This is a genomic window from Micromonospora sp. NPDC049171 (assembly GCF_040648275.1).
Taxonomy (GTDB): domain Bacteria; phylum Actinomycetota; class Actinomycetes; order Mycobacteriales; family Micromonosporaceae; genus Micromonospora.
The window spans coordinates 1-15,968 of the sequence record NZ_JBEZDJ010000005.1 but is presented as its reverse complement, the minus strand read 5'-3'; the positions used below and the strand labels follow the sequence as shown (position 1 = coordinate 15,968).

The 15,968-nt window shown below is 71.3% G+C and carries 11 protein-coding genes; 8 read left to right on the top strand and 3 right to left on the bottom strand.

Going from position 1 to position 15,968, the window contains the following annotated elements:
- Positions 1 to 181: 181 nt before the first annotated feature.
- Entirely contained in the window at positions 182 to 1,222 is a 1,041-nt protein-coding gene (gene rfbB / locus AB0B14_RS07905) for a dTDP-glucose 4,6-dehydratase (RefSeq protein WP_357077619.1), read from the bottom strand.
- A 161-nt stretch (positions 1,223 to 1,383) separates the two neighbouring features.
- Positions 1,384 to 2,313, bottom strand: coding sequence for a LysR family transcriptional regulator (locus AB0B14_RS07900; RefSeq protein ID WP_357077616.1), 930 nt, complete (start codon positions 2,311 to 2,313; stop codon positions 1,384 to 1,386).
- Positions 2,314 to 2,396: 83 nt separating this feature from the next.
- Between AB0B14_RS07900 and AB0B14_RS07895 the strand changes: the two genes are divergently transcribed.
- The 7 genes from AB0B14_RS07895 (at position 2,397) to AB0B14_RS07865 (ending at position 11,525) form a co-directional block, all read left to right on the top strand.
- The gene (locus AB0B14_RS07895) at positions 2,397 to 3,080 is read left to right on the top strand and encodes a succinate dehydrogenase cytochrome b subunit (RefSeq protein ID WP_357077715.1); all 684 of its coding nucleotides are present in this window, start codon (positions 2,397 to 2,399) and stop codon (positions 3,078 to 3,080) included.
- A 1-nt stretch (position 3,081) separates the two neighbouring features.
- Positions 3,082 to 5,019, top strand: a complete 1,938-nt coding sequence (locus AB0B14_RS07890) for a fumarate reductase/succinate dehydrogenase flavoprotein subunit (protein ID WP_357077613.1) — start codon at positions 3,082 to 3,084, stop codon at positions 5,017 to 5,019.
- The gene (locus AB0B14_RS07885) at positions 5,016 to 5,780 is read left to right on the top strand and encodes a succinate dehydrogenase/fumarate reductase iron-sulfur subunit (protein WP_357245649.1); all 765 of its coding nucleotides are present in this window, start codon (positions 5,016 to 5,018) and stop codon (positions 5,778 to 5,780) included. Before AB0B14_RS07890 ends, AB0B14_RS07885 begins: the two co-directional genes overlap by 4 nt.
- Before the next feature lie 1,223 nt (positions 5,781 to 7,003).
- Positions 7,004 to 8,188, top strand: a complete 1,185-nt coding sequence (locus AB0B14_RS07880) for a zinc-dependent alcohol dehydrogenase (protein ID WP_357521932.1) — start codon at positions 7,004 to 7,006, stop codon at positions 8,186 to 8,188.
- Complete coding sequence (locus tag AB0B14_RS07875; protein WP_357521930.1) at positions 8,185 to 9,114, top strand: SDR family NAD(P)-dependent oxidoreductase; 930 nt, start codon at positions 8,185 to 8,187, stop codon at positions 9,112 to 9,114. Before AB0B14_RS07880 ends, AB0B14_RS07875 begins: the two co-directional genes overlap by 4 nt.
- Before the next feature lie 112 nt (positions 9,115 to 9,226).
- Positions 9,227 to 10,231, top strand: a complete 1,005-nt coding sequence (locus AB0B14_RS07870) for a serine hydrolase (protein WP_357077601.1) — start codon at positions 9,227 to 9,229, stop codon at positions 10,229 to 10,231.
- Positions 10,232 to 10,385: 154 nt separating this feature from the next.
- Positions 10,386 to 11,525 carry an MBL fold metallo-hydrolase gene (locus AB0B14_RS07865; protein WP_357521929.1) on the top strand — a complete coding sequence of 380 codons (1,140 nt, stop codon included), beginning with the start codon at positions 10,386 to 10,388 and terminating at the stop codon, positions 11,523 to 11,525.
- A 142-nt stretch (positions 11,526 to 11,667) separates the two neighbouring features.
- Here the strand turns inward: AB0B14_RS07865 and dgt are convergent, their stop codons facing one another.
- Positions 11,668 to 13,179 carry a dGTP triphosphohydrolase gene (dgt, locus tag AB0B14_RS07860; RefSeq protein ID WP_357521927.1) on the bottom strand — a complete coding sequence of 504 codons (1,512 nt, stop codon included), beginning with the start codon at positions 13,177 to 13,179 and terminating at the stop codon, positions 11,668 to 11,670.
- Positions 13,180 to 13,350: 171 nt separating this feature from the next.
- Between dgt and AB0B14_RS07855 the strand changes: the two genes are divergently transcribed.
- Positions 13,351 to 15,813, top strand: coding sequence for a Tex family protein (locus tag AB0B14_RS07855; protein ID WP_357521925.1), 2,463 nt, complete (start codon positions 13,351 to 13,353; stop codon positions 15,811 to 15,813).
- Positions 15,814 to 15,968: the final 155 nt, after the last annotated feature.

The following is a 15,968-nucleotide window of genomic DNA, read 5'->3' as shown; positions in this document are numbered from 1 at the left end:
CTCCGGTCGGTCAGCGGCTTGTCCGTCCCTTTGCTCTGCACCCGCCGAGGCGACACTCACGGCCGGTGGCCGGTTGTTCGTCCGCCGCCCTTTGCTCTGCACCCGCGGAGGCGACACTCACGGTCCGTAGCTGGCGCCTCCGCGGGTGCAGAGCAAAGGGAACGCACGACCCTCGCGGCGTTCAGCGCGCGTGCACGGAGAGCCCTCGGGGGCCTGCCACGGTCCGGACGGCGCTGGCCAGCGCCGGGCCGCGGGGCTCCCCGACGGCGGCTGACCACCAGGCCCGGTTCTCCCGGTACCAGCGGAAGACCTCGTCCAGCCCGTCGACGAACCGGATCTGCGGCGCGAAGCCGAGCTCTTCGGTGATCTTGCGATAGTCCAGCGAGTAACGCTGGTCCTGCACCTTGCGGTCCGGCACGTGCCGGACCCGTTCCCAGCCGACACCGGCCAGCCGCAGGATCCGCTCGGCGAGGGCGCGGTTGGTGAGTTCGAGGTCGCCACCGATGTTGTAGACCTCGCCGGCCCGGCCCTTGGCCAGCACCAGCGCGATGGCCCGGCAGTGGTCGTCCACGTGCAGCCACTCGCGCACCGCGCTGCCGTCGCCGTGCAGGGTGATGTCCTGACCGGTGAGCAGGCTGGTGACGAAGCGTGGAATGACCTTCTCCACGTGCTGGTACGGGCCGTAGTTGTTGGCGCAGCGGGTGATCGACACGTCCACGTCGTACGTGCGCCAGTAGGACCGGACCACGCAGTCGCTGGCGGCCTTGGACGCCGCGTACGGGGAGTTGGGCTCCAGCGCGCAGCTCTCGTTCCAGGAACCCGCGCTGATCGAGCCGTACACCTCGTCGGTGGAGACGTGCACGACCCGGCCGACACCACCGCGGGCACACGCGGCCAGCAGGTGGTGCGAACCCATCACGTTTGTCTCGAAGAACGGCGCCGGGTCGTCGATGGATCGGTCGACATGGGACTCGGCGGCGAAGTGCACCACGGCGTCGTGCCCCGGCACCACGTCGGCGAGCAGCTGTCGGTCGCAGATGTCCCCCCGGACGAACGTGAGGCGGGGGTGCGCGAGCGGCAGGTTGGCCCGATCACTGGCATAGGTCAGCTTGTCGATCACGGTCACGTCCGCGTGCTCGAACCCGACGTATCGCCCGTCGAGCAGGCTGCGCGCGAAATGCGATCCGATGAAGCCAGCACCGCCGGTAACCAGGATCCTCATGGATGGCCTCCCTGCCGGCGGGGAACGCCGTCGGTGAGTCGTACGGAGACGAATGGGGCTTTTGCCCGCAAGGAATCACCTTAGGTGACAGGCATCGGCACCGACCGTGATATTTACGCCTTAAGCACGAATTAACTCAGCGGGTCGATTACCGGACCCGCTCAGAGCGGATCCACGCCGGGTGGCAGGTCGTCGCCGTCGATCGCCGAGTGGATGTAGTCCAGCAGGATCCGCCGGAGCTCCCGGCCGGCGTGGGTCGGCACGACGTCGCGGCGCCGGGCCACCGCGATGGTCCGCCGCACCCCGGGCGGGGCCAGCGGGGTGGCCCGCACGGCCGGCCGACGAGCCAGCACGATGCCCGGCACCAACGCGATGCCGAGCCCCGCCTCGACGAAGCTGAGCACCGCGTCCATCTCGCCTCCGTCCACCGCGAAGGTCGGCTCGAAGCCCGCGTCGCGGCACGCCTGGATGGTGGCGTCGCGCAGGTCGTACCCCTCCCGGAACATCACCATCGGCTGGTCGCGCAGGTCGGTGATGTGCAGCTCCCCGGTCGCCGAGGCGGTCGGCACCTCCGCCACCGAGGCCACCACCAGGCTCTCCCGCAGGATCGGGTCGACGCGCAGGCCCGGGTCGGCACCCTGGGCCGGCATGATGATCAGCGCCAGGTCGAGGTCGCCGCGGAGCAGGTCACGGACGAGATCCTGCGATCCGCTCTCCTCAACCCGGAGGTCGATGGTGGGGTGGGCGTCACGGAACCGGCGCAGCACCGGCGGGGCGAGCGAGGTGGCCAGGCTCGGGGTCGCCCCGAGCCGGACCCGACCCCGGCGCAGCCCGACCAGCTCCTGCACCTCCCGGGTGGCGGTCTCCACGTCGGCGAGGATGCGGGTGGCCAACGGCAGCAGCACCTCGCCCGCCGCGGTGAGGGCGATGTTGCCCCTTACCCGCTCGAACAGCGGCGCACCGAGGTCGGCCTCCAGAGCGTGAATTTGCTTACTCAGTGAGGGCTGAGTTATGCCGACGATGTCGGCGGCATGAGTGAAATGTCGTACTTCGGCCACCGCAACGAAGTACCGCAGCTGATGGAGTTGCATCTACATAGCTTACGGCTATCAACACTACGAGTTTGATGCATTGGACGACTGATCGAAGTGCTCCTAGCGTCGGTTCCGTGGTCATCACGAAAACTCGGTCGCCCATCCGCTCGAACGTCGGCCTCAAAGCCGTCATGGCGGTGACGGGCATCCTGCTGGCGCTGTTCCTGATCGCGCACATGTTCGGCAACCTGAAGGTGTTCACGGGGGAGACCTCGTTCGACCACTACGCGCACTGGCTGCGCGACATCGGCAAGCCGCTGCTGCCCGGCGTCTGGTTCCTGTGGATCCTGCGTACCGCGCTGGTGGTGGCGGTCGTCGCCCACATCGTGGCGGCCACCGTGCTGGCCCGGCGCGCCCGCGCCGCCCGCCCGGTCAAGTACGCCCACCGCAAGAAGGTCAACGGCAGCTATGCCGCCCGCACGATGCGCTGGGGCGGCGTGATCATCCTGCTCTTCGTGATCTACCACCTGCTGGACCTCACCACCGGCACGCTCAACCCGGTCGGCGACGCCAGCAAGCCGTACGGCAACGTCGTCGCCGACTTCGCGCCGGAGCGCTGGTACGTCACGCTCTTCTACACGCTCGCCATCCTCGCGGTGGGCTTCCACCTGCGCCACGGCGCGTTCAGCGCGTTCCGCAGTCTCGGCCAGCAGACGCCCCGCGGCGAGCGCCGGGCGCGCACCGCCGCGCTGGTCTTCGCCGTGCTGCTCTGCGCCGGATACCTGGTGGTCCCGTTCGCCGTACTCACCGGATTGGTGTCCTGACATGGAACTCTTCACCGAGGGCGACCCGATCGCCGACACCAGGGCTCCCGCCGGCCCGGTCGAGAAGCGTTGGGAGACCCGACGCTTCGAGGCCAAGCTGGTCAACCCCGCCAACCGTCGCAAGATGACAGTGATCGTGGTCGGCACCGGCCTGGCCGGCGGCTCGGCCGCGGCGACCCTGGCCGAGCAGGGCTACCACGTCAAGTCCTACTGCTACCAGGACAGCCCGCGCCGGGCGCACTCCATCGCGGCACAGGGCGGCATCAACGCGGCGAAGAACTACCGCAACGACGGCGACTCCGTACACCGGCTGTTCTACGACACCGTCAAGGGCGGCGACTTCCGCTCCCGGGAGTCGAACGTGCACCGGCTCGCCGAGGTGTCGGTCAACATCATCGACCAGTGCGTCGCCCAGGGTGTGCCGTTCGCCCGCGAGTACGGCGGCCTGCTGGACACCCGCTCCTTCGGTGGCGCCCAGGTGCAGCGCACCTTCTACGCCCGGGGCCAGACGGGCCAGCAACTGCTGCTCGGCGCGTACCAGGCCCTGGAGCGGCAGATCGGCCTCGGCAACGTGGAGATGAACGCCCGGCACGAGATGCTGGAGCTGGTCATCGTCGACGGCAAGGCCCGAGGCATCGTCGTCCGCGACCTGGTCACCGGCGAGATCAGCACCGAGATGGCCGACGCCGTCGTGCTCGCCTCCGGCGGCTACGGCAACGTCTTCTACCTCTCCACGAACGCCAAGGGCTGCAACGTCACCGCTACCTGGCGGGCCCACCGCAAGGGCGCGTACTTCGCCAACCCCTGCTACACGCAGATCCACCCGACCTGCATCCCGGTCTCCGGCGACCACCAGTCGAAGCTGACCCTGATGAGCGAGTCGCTGCGCAACGACGGCCGGGTCTGGGTGCCGAAGACCAAGGGCGACGACCGCAGCCCCAAGGACATCCCCGAGGACGAGCGGGACTACTACCTGGAGCGGATCTACCCCTCCTTCGGCAACCTGGTCCCCCGCGACATCGCCTCCCGCGCCGCCAAGAACGTCTGCGACGAGGGCCGCGGCGTCGGGCCGACCAAGCTCGGTGTCTACCTCGACTTCGCCGACGCGATCGGTCGGCTCGGCCGCAAGGCCATCGAGGCCAAGTACGGCAACCTCTTCGAGATGTACGAGCGGATCACCGGCGAGGACCCGTACGAGGTGCCGATGCGCATCTACCCCGCCGTGCACTACACGATGGGCGGCCTCTGGGTCGACTACGACCTCCAGTCGAGCATCCCCGGCCTGTTCGTGATCGGCGAGGCGAACTTCTCCGACCACGGCGCGAACCGCCTCGGCGCCTCGGCGCTGATGCAGGGCCTCGCCGACGGCTACTTCGTCCTGCCCACCACGATCGCCAACTACCTGGCGTCGGGCGGGTTGGAGAAGGTCGACGCCAGCCACCCGGCGGCCGTCGAGGCCCGTACCGAGGTCGAGGACCGGATCCAGCGGCTGCTCGCCGTCGACGGCGACCGCACCGTGGACTCGTTCCACCGGGAGCTGGGCCAGATCATGTGGGAACACTGCGGCATGGAACGCAGCGAGGCCGGGCTGCGCAAGGCGATCGACGAGATCCGCGACCTGCGCGAGCAGTTCTGGCAGCGGGTCAAGGTGTCCGGCACCGGCGAGGAACTCAACCAGTCGCTGGAGAAGGCCGGCCGGGTTGCCGACTTCTTCGAACTGGCCGAGCTGATGTGCATCGACGCCCTACACCGCGAGGAGTCCTGCGGCGGCCACTTCCGGGCCGAGCACCAGACCCCCGACGGTGAGGCGCAGCGCGACGACGACCGGTTCGCGTACGTGGCGGCCTGGGAGTTCACCGCCACCGGTGAACCCTCGGTGCTGCACAAGGAAGACCTGAAGTTCGAATACGTCCACCCCACGCAGCGGAGCTACAAGTGAACCTGACCCTGCGCATCTGGCGCCAGAAGGGCCCTGAGGACAAGGGTCGGATGGTGACCTACCCGGTCGACGACGTGTCCCCCGACATGTCCTTCCTGGAGATGCTCGACGTACTCAACGAGCGGCTGATCCTCGCCGGCGAGGACCCGGTCGCCTTCGACCACGACTGCCGCGAGGGCATCTGCGGCATGTGCGGCCTGATGATCAACGGCGACGCGCACGGGCCGCAGCGCGGCACCACCGCGTGCCAGCTGCACATGCGGCAGTTCACCGACGGCGAGACGATCGACATCGAGCCGTGGCGGGCCAGCGCCTTCCCGGTCATCAAGGACCTGGTCGTCAACCGGGGCGCCTTCGACAAGATCATCGCCGCCGGTGGTTACATCACCGCACCGACCGGCAGCGCGCCCGAGGCGCACTCCACCCCGGTCGCCAAGGCCAACGCGGACGCCGCCTTCGAGTCGGCGGCCTGCATCGGCTGCGGCGCCTGCGTGGCAGCCTGCCCGAACGGCTCCGGCATGCTCTTCACCGCCGCCAAGCTCACCCAGCTCTCCCTGCTGCCGCAGGGCCAGCCGGAGCGCTACACCCGGGTCATCGGCATGGTCGACGCGCACGACGAGGCCGGCTTCGGCGGCTGCACCAACGCCGGCGAGTGCACCCCGGCCTGCCCGAAGGGCATCCCACTGAACACCATCGGCCGCCTCAACCGCGACTACCTCGCGGCCACCGCCAAGGGGGCCGGCAACACCCCCGGCTCCTGAGGCGCCACGCCACCCGGACCGCCGTGCCCCCGCACCTCCGGGGGTACGGCGGTTTGGCGGTTGCGGTCTCGTCTTTGGTTGCGGTCAGGCTTGATCCCTCCGCCGGGGACGGTCGCCCCAGCCCTGACCTTGGTCACGGTGCGTCCGCCGGTTGCGCTTCTGCGGTGGTACGCCGGCGCCTGCCGAGCACCGAGGCCCCGCTGGCTGTCACGCCCCGCCCCTTCGCATCGCCTCACCGCCCCGCCACGCCCTGCCGCGCCTTGCCTCCTCGCTACGCCCCGCCGCTCTGCCTCGACTCGCCCCACCTCTTCGCCTCGACCCGCCATGTCTCCCCGCCACGCCCTGCCGCATCGCCTCACTACGCCCCGTCGCGCTCCGCCTCGGCTCTCCCCGCCTCGACTTCTCGGGCACTGCGCTCGGTCGCGCTCCACCTCGTCCCCCTCGCCTCGCGCCGGCTTCTCGGGCCACTGCGCTCGGCCGCACGCCACCTCACCCCTCTCGGAGCGCATGATCCACTCGGGTTTCAGGAAGTCGGGCTGTCGCCGGGCCTCGGATACCGCGACTTCAAGAAAGACGAGTTGATCAGCTCGACCTTGCCCTGGAGAACGCGCCAGCCGCACTGACAAAAGGGGCCAAGAAGGCAGATCGCACGTCCTGTGGGTCGCCGATCGGCGCCGGAAGCGCAGGGCGGACGCCACGACGGGCCAGCGCAGCGAGAACACGGGCAGACGCACCAGCAGACCAGGGCCGGAAGCAACGAGCGGTCCGCACCAGCGGGCCAGGGCGGGAAACACACGAGCGGACCCCACCCACGCAAGCGCGGAGAGCGACGAGCAGACCAACCACGCAGAACGCAGAACGCAGCAGCGGACCCCACCACACGAGCGCGGAGAAGCGCACCAGCGGGCCCCACCAACGAGCGCGCAGAACGCAGAACGCACCACCGGACGTCGCCCACGCGAGGGCTGGGGGCGACCGTCCCCGGCGGAGGGATCAAGCCTGACCGCCCGGAGCCGGGGACGGTCGCCCCCAGCCCGGACCGCAACCACCGACCAGCCAGCAACCACCGACCAGCCAGCAACCACCGACCAGACCCAACCGACACCAGGACCAACGCGGACCACCTGAGCCAGGAGGGCGCGAACCGTGGCCCTCGGGTGCGGCCGGTTCAACTCCTCTCTCCCGGGTAGCAGTCAGGCAGCGACCAAGGGAGGCGACCAGTCATGAAGGCGTTGACGTGGCAGGGCAAGCGGGACGTACGGGTCGAGGAGGTGCCGGACCCGCGGATCGAGGAGCCGACCGACGCGATCGTGAAGATCACGTCGACCGCGATCTGCGGCTCGGACCTGCACCTGTACGAGGTGCTCGGGCCGTACCTGAAGCCCGGTGACGTCCTGGGCCACGAACCGATGGGCATCGTCGAGGAGGTCGGGTCGGAGGTGACCGGGCTCCGGCCGGGCGACCGGGTGGTGGTGCCGTTCAACATCTCCTGCGGCAGTTGTTGGATGTGTAGCCGGCAGCTCTACGCGCAGTGCGAGACCACGCAGGTCACCAGCGAGGGCAAGGGCGCGTCGTTGTTCGGGTACACCTCGCTCTATGGTTCGGTGCCCGGCGGGCAGGCCGAGTACCTGCGGGTTCCGCAGGCCCACTTCGGCCCGATCAAGATCCCGGAGACCGGTGTCGACGAGCGTTACCTCTACCTGTCCGACATCCTGCCCACCGCGTGGCAGGCCGTGAAGTACGCGGACACCCCGCCGGGCGGCACCCTGGCCGTGTTCGGGCTGGGCCCGGTCGGGCAGTTCTGCGCCCGGATCGGCCGTCATCTCGGTGCCGGCCGGGTGATCGGGTTGGACCTGGTGCCCGAGCGGCTGGAGTTGGCCCGCCGGCACGGCATCGAGGTGCTCGACGTGCGCGAGTTGTCCGATGTGCCGGGTGCGCTGATCGACCTGGTCGACGGGCGTGGCCCGGATGCGGTGATCGACGCGGTCGGCATGGAGGCGCACGGTTCGCCGGGCGGCAAGCTGGCCCACGCGGCCGTCGGGCTTCTGCCGGACAAGCTGGCCCAGGTGATGACCGACAAGGGCGCCCTGGACCGGTTGTCGGTGCTGCACGCCGCCGTCAAGGCGGTCCGGCGCGGCGGCACCGTGTCGATCTCCGGCGTCTACGGCGGTGAGGTGGACCCGATGCCGCTGATGGAGATGTTCGATCGGGGCATCCAACTGCGGATGGGGCAGTGCCACGTGCGCCGGTGGACCGACGAGATCCTGCCGCTGCTCTCCGGCGACGACGATCCGCTGGGCGTGGAGGACCTGCGTACCCACCGGTTGCCGCTGGCGCGCGCTCCGCAGGCGTACGAGATGTTCCAGAAGAAGGACGACGGCTGCATCAAGGTCGTGCTCGAACCGTGAGCCGGGTGGTGGTGGTCGTCGGCGCGAGCAGCGGGGTCGGCCGGGCGACAGCCCGGGCGTTCGCCGAGCGCGGCGACCGCCTCGTCCTCGCGGCCCGCGCCACCACGACCCTTGCCGAGGTACGCGCGGAGTGCGCCGACGTCGACGTGCTGACCGTGCCGACCGACGTCACCGAGCCGGGCGCGTTGCAGGCGCTCGCGGACGCGGCGATCGGGCGGTTCGGTCGCATCGACGTCTGGGTGCACACGGCGGCGGTGATGGCCTACGGGCGCTTCGACGAGGTGCCCGAGCGGGTCTTCGACCAGGTGGTACGCACCGACCTGCTCGGCACCGCCGCCTCGGTGCGGGTGGCGCTGCGGCACTTCCGGGCTGCCGGAGCCGGCACCGTCGTTCTCACCGGCTCGGTGCTCGGGCACATCACCGCGCCGTACATGAGCGCGTACGTGGCCAGCAAGTGGGGGTTGCAGGGGCTGGCCCGGACGGTGCAGCAGGAGTTGCGCGACCGCCCGGAGATCCAGTTGTGCCTGGTCAACCCGGGCAGCGTGGACACTCCCGTCTACCAGCAGGCGGCGAACTATCTGGGCCGGATCGGGCGGCCCCCACCGCCGGTGACCAGCCCGCGGCGGGTGGCCCGGGCCATCGTGGACTGTGTGGACCGGCCGCGCCGGGAGGTCTCGGTGGGTCGGCTCAACGTGGTGTTGCGCGCCGGCTTCACCGTACTGCCGGGGGTCTACGACGTGTTGGTCGGGCCGTTGATGCGGGCGTTGGGCCTCGGTGGACGGCCGGTCGCCGCGCACGACGGCTCGGTCTTCGCCCCGAACCCGGCCGGCGAGGCGGTACGCGGCGGCCACCTCCCTGACCTGCGGCAACTCCTGTTCGGCACGGTTGGTGCGGTTGGCACCGCATTGCGCCGTCGGCTCGGCTGATCTGTTCGGGACTGTTTGCGACTGTTTGGGGTTCGTCTTGCGTCGATCAACTCGCCTAGGGTGGTGGGCCAGCAAGCGCTCTGGCGCTCCACTATGGGGGAGACGATTGACCATGCGACTGAACCGTAGGACCGCACTCGGGTTGGGCACGATGGCTACCGCGGGCACGGTGCTGGGCGCCGCCGCTCCGGCGAGCGCCGCCGAGAGCACCGAGGCCGCCCCGACCACCCCCGCCCGGGCCGCCACCCGGATTGCCTCGATCTTCACCAGGCACAGCACCGAGGCCGGCGGCAACTGGCAGGCGTACATCAGCGTGGCCGACCCGGCCGGGACGCCGGTGGTCGCGGTGGCGGCCGACGCGGACCGGCGGATCGAGGCGTACAGCGTCAACAAGATCGCGGTCGCCACGGCGGTGCTCGACAAGGTCGACCGCGGGCTGCTCACCCTGGACCAGCAGGTCGAGGTGACCGCGGCGATCGTGGTGCCGGGCGGTGACGGCATCTTCAGCCTGGACGGCGCGTACCCCAGTAAGGTGACGATCGGGCACGTGCTGGCCAACCTGCTGACCGTGTCGGACGACACCGCGGTACGGCTGTCTGGGCTGGTCGCCCCGGCCGCGGAGATCAACTCCATCCTGGTCGCCAAGGGCTTCCCGAACACCCAGGTCGAGCCGGTGGCCAACCCCAACCGGTTCTTCCTCGGCACCAGCACCCCGCGTGAGACGCACGACCTGCTGCGCGCCCTGGTCGGCGGCACCCTGCTCTCGCCCGCCTCGACGACGTACCTGCTGGGTATCCTGCGTTCGCCGGTGGCGTTCACCGACGGCATCCGGCGCACGATGTCCTCCGACGAGCGGGCGCGGATCGCCACCAAGGCCGGCTGGTACGCCGACGCCCGGCACGAGGCCGGCGTGATCTTCGACCGTTCCGGTGCGGCGGTGCTCACCTACGCGCTGTTCGCCGACGGTCAGGCGGACCCGGACAACTTCGGCGCCACCCACCCGGCGGTGCAGGCCCGCGCCGCCATGGGCCCCAAGTTCCTGGCCGCGGTGGACCGCATCGCGGGCGCGGGCAAGACGTTCCGGATCACCGCCCGCCGCCCCAGCAACGGCGGCTAGCAGGTTAGAGATCAAGCTAGGAGCCTGCTCGAAGCCCCTGGCCGGCCTGCCGCCGGCCAGGGGCTTCGACACACCCGACCCGGCGGGGCGACCGCCGCGGCACCGCTCGGCGCGGGTGACTACCGTGTAGGGCGGACACGTCGGAGGGACGGCAATGGCACCAGCGCGGAGCACGGACGTCGAACGGTCGCTCGGGCGGCGGATGCGGGGCGCGGCGGGCCTGGCCGCGCTCGCCGGCCTGGCCTGGGTCGCCCGGGATGTGCCGGCGGCCCTCGGTGGCCGACTCAGCGGGGCCCGGGCCGAGCGCGCGGCCCGCTCACCCCAGTTCCGCGAGGGCACCTTCCACAACCGGGCCGGCACCCGCACCATGATCGCCGAGCCGGGGCGCAACCTGCTCCGCGAGCTGATCTTCGGCAAGCAGAAGCGGCGTCCCACCGCACCCGTGCCGCTGCTGCGCCCCAGCGCCGGCACGGCCGACACCGCCGACGAGCTCACCATCGTCTGGTACGGGCACGCCTCGACGCTCATCGAGATCGAGGGCCGGCGGGTGCTGCTCGACCCGGTGTGGAGCGACCGTTGCTCACCGTCCGGGCTGGTCGGCCCGCGTCGGCTGCACGAACCACCGGTACGACTCGACGAACTGCCCCCGCTGGACGCCATCCTCATCTCCCACGACCACTACGACCACCTCGACATGGCCACCGTGCGGGCGCTGCTGGCCGGGCAGTCCGCGCCGTTCCTGGTGCCGCTCGGTGTGGGCGCGCACCTGGACCGTTGGGGCGTACCGGCCGAACGGATCATCGAACTGGACTGGTCCGAGTCGCACCGGGTCGCCGGGCTGGAGATCACCGCGACCGCCGCCCAGCACTTCTCCGGTCGGGGGTTGCGCCGCGACGGCACCCTGTGGAGCTCCTGGGTGGTGGCCGGGGCGCGCCGCCGGGTCTTCTACACCGGCGACTCCGGCTACTTCGACGGGTACGCGGAGATCGGTGCCGAGCACGGCCCGTTCGACGTGACGCTGATGCAGATCGGCGCGTACGACCGGGCCTGGCCGACGATCCACATGTTCCCCGAGGAGGCCGTCAGCGCCCACCTCGACCTGCGCGGTGGGCTGTTCGTCCCGGTGCACTGGGCGACGTTCAACCTGGCCCTGCACGACTGGTCCGAGCCGGTCGACCGGCTGTGGGCCGAGGCGAAGGCCCGCGACGTGCGGCTCGCCGTGCCCCGCCCGGGTGAGCGGGTGGTGGTCGACGAGCCGCCCGCCGTCGACGGCTGGTGGCAGGCCATCGCCTGAACCAGGCCAAGGCAGGCATCGCCTGAACCAGGCCACAGCAGGCATCGCCTGAACCAGGCCACAGCAGGCATCGCCTGAACCAGGCCACAGCAGGCATCGCCTGAACCAGGCCACGGCAGGCATCGCCTGAGGGGCGGGCCGCTCAGAGCACGAACGCGTCGGTCCAGAGGGCACCGGAGCGGCCGGACAGCGCGTCCAGCATGGCCACCGCCTGTCCGTCGGTGAGCTGTGCGACGAAATCCACGATGGCCCGGCCCCGGGCCCGCCCGATCCGATCCGGGGTACGCGGGTGCAGCTCCGCCTCGGCCAACTCGACCAGGTCGTGCAGTCGGCGGGGCAACCGGGACTCCTCCTCCGGGTCGAGTAGCCACTCCCAGAGCGCCTCGACCAGGGTGCCCAGCAGTCGGGCCTGGCCGCGCTGGTGCAGGGCGAGGTCCGGGCGGGCCAGCACGAAGCGGTGGTGGACGAACTTGAGCACCTGCACCTCGTGCCACTGCGCGCCGCCGAGCAGCACGTGCCCGGAACGCACCGAGGGCGCGTCGGTCACCGTGATCGCCTCGACGAAGCGCGTGGACCAGCGGGCGGAGAACCGCGCCACGTACTGCTCGGCTTCGATCGAACCGTCGAACGGCATCGCCAGCAGCCCGTCGACCAGCTCCTCGCGGACGTGCTCGACGGCGGCGGCGAAGGCGTCATCGTCCGCGATCCAGGCGTCCTTGCGGTGCAGCTGCCGACGGAGCCGCTCGATCGCGGCACCGGGTCGTCGCGCCGCGGTGGCCAGCGCCGCGTCGGTGATCGCCCGGAGTTGCCCGCTCTCGCGCTGCCAGGCCATCAGCTCGGCGGAGACCGACCCCTGTTGGAGCACACCGACCCGGTAGAAGTCCTCCACGTCGTGGATGGCGTACGCGATGTCGTCGGCGGTGTCCATCACGGACGCCTCCACGGTCTGCTGCCAGTCCGGGATGCGACAGGCGAACGGCTCCCGCGCCTGCCGCAGGTCGTCCAGTTCGGTGCGGTACGCGCCGAACTTCGACGAGCCGCTCTCCGGGTCGTCCGGCGGCGGGGTGGCGCCGCGCGGCGACGGGTCCATGGTGCGGGGGTGCGGGTCGGGGTGGTCCAGCCGGGTCCACGGGTACTTCAGCATCGCCGCGCGGACCGCCGCGGTCAGGTCCAACCCGGTGGTGGCCGCGCCCCGGATCTCGGTGCTGGTGACGATCCGGTACGACTGCGCGTTGCCCTCGAAACCGTCGGTGAGGCCGAGGCGCTGGCGGGCCAGCCGATCCAGCACCCGCTCCCCCAGGTGCCCGAACGGCGGGTGACCGAGGTCGTGGGCGAGCGCGGCGGCCTCCACCACGTCGGGGTCGCAGCCGCCAAGCTTGTCCAGCAGGTCACGCGACCGGTCGTCGGCGTTCAGCCGCTCGGCTACCGCCCGCGCGACCTGGGCGACCTTCAGGCTGTGGGTGAGCCGATTGTGCACCAGCAGCCCGGAGCCGACCGGGCTGATCACCTGGGTGACACCACCGAGGCGGGCGAAGAACGGCGAGCCGACGATGCGGTCCCGGTCGGCGCGGAACGGGTTGGCCGTCAGGTCGCCGAGGGCCCGGGCGCTGCCGCCGAAGAGCCGCCGGGCGCGCGGCTCCGCAGGTGTTTCCATGATCGCCACGCTAGCGCAGGCCCGGCGGCGCCGTCCGGGGGTCACCCCGGCCGGGCCCGGCGACGTCAGCCCGGCCCGGCCGGGCGCGGCGACGCCGCCGGGGGCCGCCCGGCAGAATGCAGGCGGTACCCGCTCTGTGAAGGCGGATCGAGTCGAAGGCGGATCGAGATCGTGACCCAGTCTGTTCATCAGCGGATCGCCGACGAGCTCGGCGTGGCCGAGCGTCAGGTGCGGGCGGCCGTGGAGCTGCTCGACGGCGGCGCCACCGTGCCGTTCATCGCCCGTTACCGCAAGGAGGCCACCGGCCTGCTCGACGACACCCAGCTGCGCACGCTGGAGGAGCGGCTGCGCTACCTGCGCGAGCTGGACGAGCGACGGGCGGCGGTGCTGGAGTCCATCCGCGGTCAGGGCAAGCTGGACGAGGCCCTGGAAGCGCAGATCATGGCCGCCGACTCGAAGTCCCGGCTGGAGGACATCTACCTGCCGTACAAGCCGAAGCGGCGCACCCGGGCGCAGATCGCCCGGGAGGCCGGGTTGGCCCCGCTGGCCGAGACGCTGCTTGCCGACCCCAGTCAGGACCCACGGGCCACGGCCGCCGGGTTCGTCGACGCGGAGAAGGGCGTCGCGGACGCCGCCGCCGCGTTGGAGGGCGCGCGGGCCATCCTGATCGAGACCTTCGCGGAGGACGCCGACCTGATCGGCACGCTGCGCGAGCAGATGTGGTCGCGGGGGCGTCTGGTGTCCCGGGTACGCGAGGGTCAGGAGGCGGCCGGCGCCAAGTTCGCCGACTACTTCGACTTCTCCGAGCCGTACCCGAAGCTGCCCTCACACCGCATCCTGGCCATGTTCCGGGGTGAGAAGGAGGGCGTGCTCGACCTGACCATGGAGTCGGAGGAGGCCGGCGAGGCGGACGCGGTGCCGACCGGCCCGACCCGGTACGAGGCGGCCATCGCCGGCCGGTTCGGGGTGTCCGACGCGGGCCGACCGGCCGACCGTTGGCTGGCCGACACGGTGCGCTGGGCGTGGCGTACCCGGATCCTCATCCACCTCGGCGCGGACCTGCGGATGCGGCTGTGGCAGGCGGCCGAGGAGGAGGCGGTACGCGTCTTCGCCACCAACCTGCGCGACCTGCTGCTGGCCGCCCCGGCCGGCACCCGCCCGACGATGGGCCTGGACCCGGGCCTGCGGACCGGCGTGAAGGTGGCAGTGGTGGACGCCACCGGCAAGGTGCTCGCCACCGACACCATCTACCCGCACGAGCCTCGCCGGCAGTGGGACGCGTCGGTCGAGGCCCTCGCCCGGCTGGCCGGGGCGCACGGGGTGGAGCTGATCGCCATCGGCAACGGCACCGCCTCGCGGGAGACCGACAAGCTGGCCGGTGACCTGATCGCGCGGCACCCGCAGCTCAACCTGACCAAGGTGATGGTCTCCGAGGCCGGCGCGTCGGTCTACTCCGCCTCCGCGTACGCCTCCCAGGAGCTGCCGGGGATGGACGTGTCGCTGCGGGGGGCGGTGTCCATCGCCCGCCGACTCCAGGACCCGCTCGCCGAGCTGGTCAAGATCGATCCACGGTCGATCGGGGTCGGCCAGTACCAGCACGACCTGTCCGAGGTGAAGCTGTCCCGGTCGCTGGACGCGGTGGTGGAGGACTGCGTCAACGCGGTCGGGGTGGACGTCAACACCGCCTCCGCGCCGCTGCTGACCCGGGTCTCCGGGATCGGCGCCGGCCTGGCCGAGAACATCGTGTTGCACCGGGACGCCAACGGGCCGTTCCGCTCGCGTACCGAGTTGAAGAAGGTGGCGCGGCTCGGGCCGAAGGCGTTCGAGCAGTGCGCGGGCTTCCTGCGCATCCCCGACGGCGACGACCCGCTGGACTCGTCCAGCGTGCACCCGGAGGCGTACCCGGTGGTGCGCCGGATCCTCGCCAGCACCGGGCAGGACCTGCGCTCGGTGATCGGCAGGAGCGCGATCCTGCGCGGGCTGCGGGCCACCGATTTCGTCGACGACCGGTTCGGCCTGCCCACCGTCACCGACATCCTCGCCGAGTTGGAGAAGCCGGGCCGTGATCCCCGGCCGGAGTTCCGCACCGCGACCTTCGTCGAGGGGGTGGAGAAGATCGGCGACCTGACCCCGGGCATGGTGCTGGAGGGTGTGGTCACCAACGTGGCCGCGTTCGGCGCCTTCGTGGACGTCGGGGTGCACCAGGACGGTCTGGTGCACGTGTCGGCGATGTCCCGGACCTTCGTCAAGGACCCCCGCGAGGTGGTCAAGTCCGGTGACGTGGTGCGGGTGCGGGTGCTCGACGTGGACGTACCCCGAAAGCGGATCTCGCTGACTCTGCGCCTGGAAGACGAGCCGGCCGCCGCCGGTGACGGTGGTCGGACGAGCCAGGAGGGGCGCGGCGGCCCGGCCCAGCGCGGACCGCAGGGCGGTCGCGGCGGGCAGCCGGGGTCCGCCGGTCGCGGCGGGTCCGGCGGCCAGGCAGGGTCCGGCGGTCGCGGCGGATCCGGCGGCCAGGGCGGATCCGGCGGTCGCGGCGGCCAGGGCGCACGGGGCGGCCAGCAGCGGCAGGGCGCACCGGCACCGGCCAACGACGCGATGGCGGAGGCTCTGCGCCGCGCAGGACTCGCCTGATCCGTCGGCCGGCGCGAGGAGGCGCCCGGAATGCCCCAAGGTGGGACGGCCATCCTCGGCCCGCCCGCGACAACATCCAGGCCGAACCACCCCACCCCCCACCCACCCCCACCCCCACCCCCCACCCTCCGTCGATCATGGAGTTGTTGTCACGA

Excerpts from the sequence above, each read along its gene's own strand:
- AB0B14_RS07865 (WP_357521929.1), top strand. The coding sequence starts at position 10,386 with ATGGCACCAGCGCGGAGCACGGACGTCGAACGGTCGCTCGGGCGGCGG.
- AB0B14_RS07900 (WP_357077616.1), bottom strand. The coding sequence starts at position 2,313 with ATGCAACTCCATCAGCTGCGGTACTTCGTTGCGGTGGCCGAAGTACGA.
- AB0B14_RS07890 (WP_357077613.1), top strand. The coding sequence starts at position 3,082 with ATGGAACTCTTCACCGAGGGCGACCCGATCGCCGACACCAGGGCTCCC.
- rfbB (WP_357077619.1), bottom strand. The coding sequence starts at position 1,222 with ATGAGGATCCTGGTTACCGGCGGTGCTGGCTTCATCGGATCGCATTTC.
- dgt (WP_357521927.1), bottom strand. The coding sequence starts at position 13,179 with ATGGAAACACCTGCGGAGCCGCGCGCCCGGCGGCTCTTCGGCGGCAGC.
- AB0B14_RS07880 (WP_357521932.1), top strand. The coding sequence starts at position 7,004 with ATGAAGGCGTTGACGTGGCAGGGCAAGCGGGACGTACGGGTCGAGGAG.
- AB0B14_RS07870 (WP_357077601.1), top strand. The coding sequence starts at position 9,227 with ATGCGACTGAACCGTAGGACCGCACTCGGGTTGGGCACGATGGCTACC.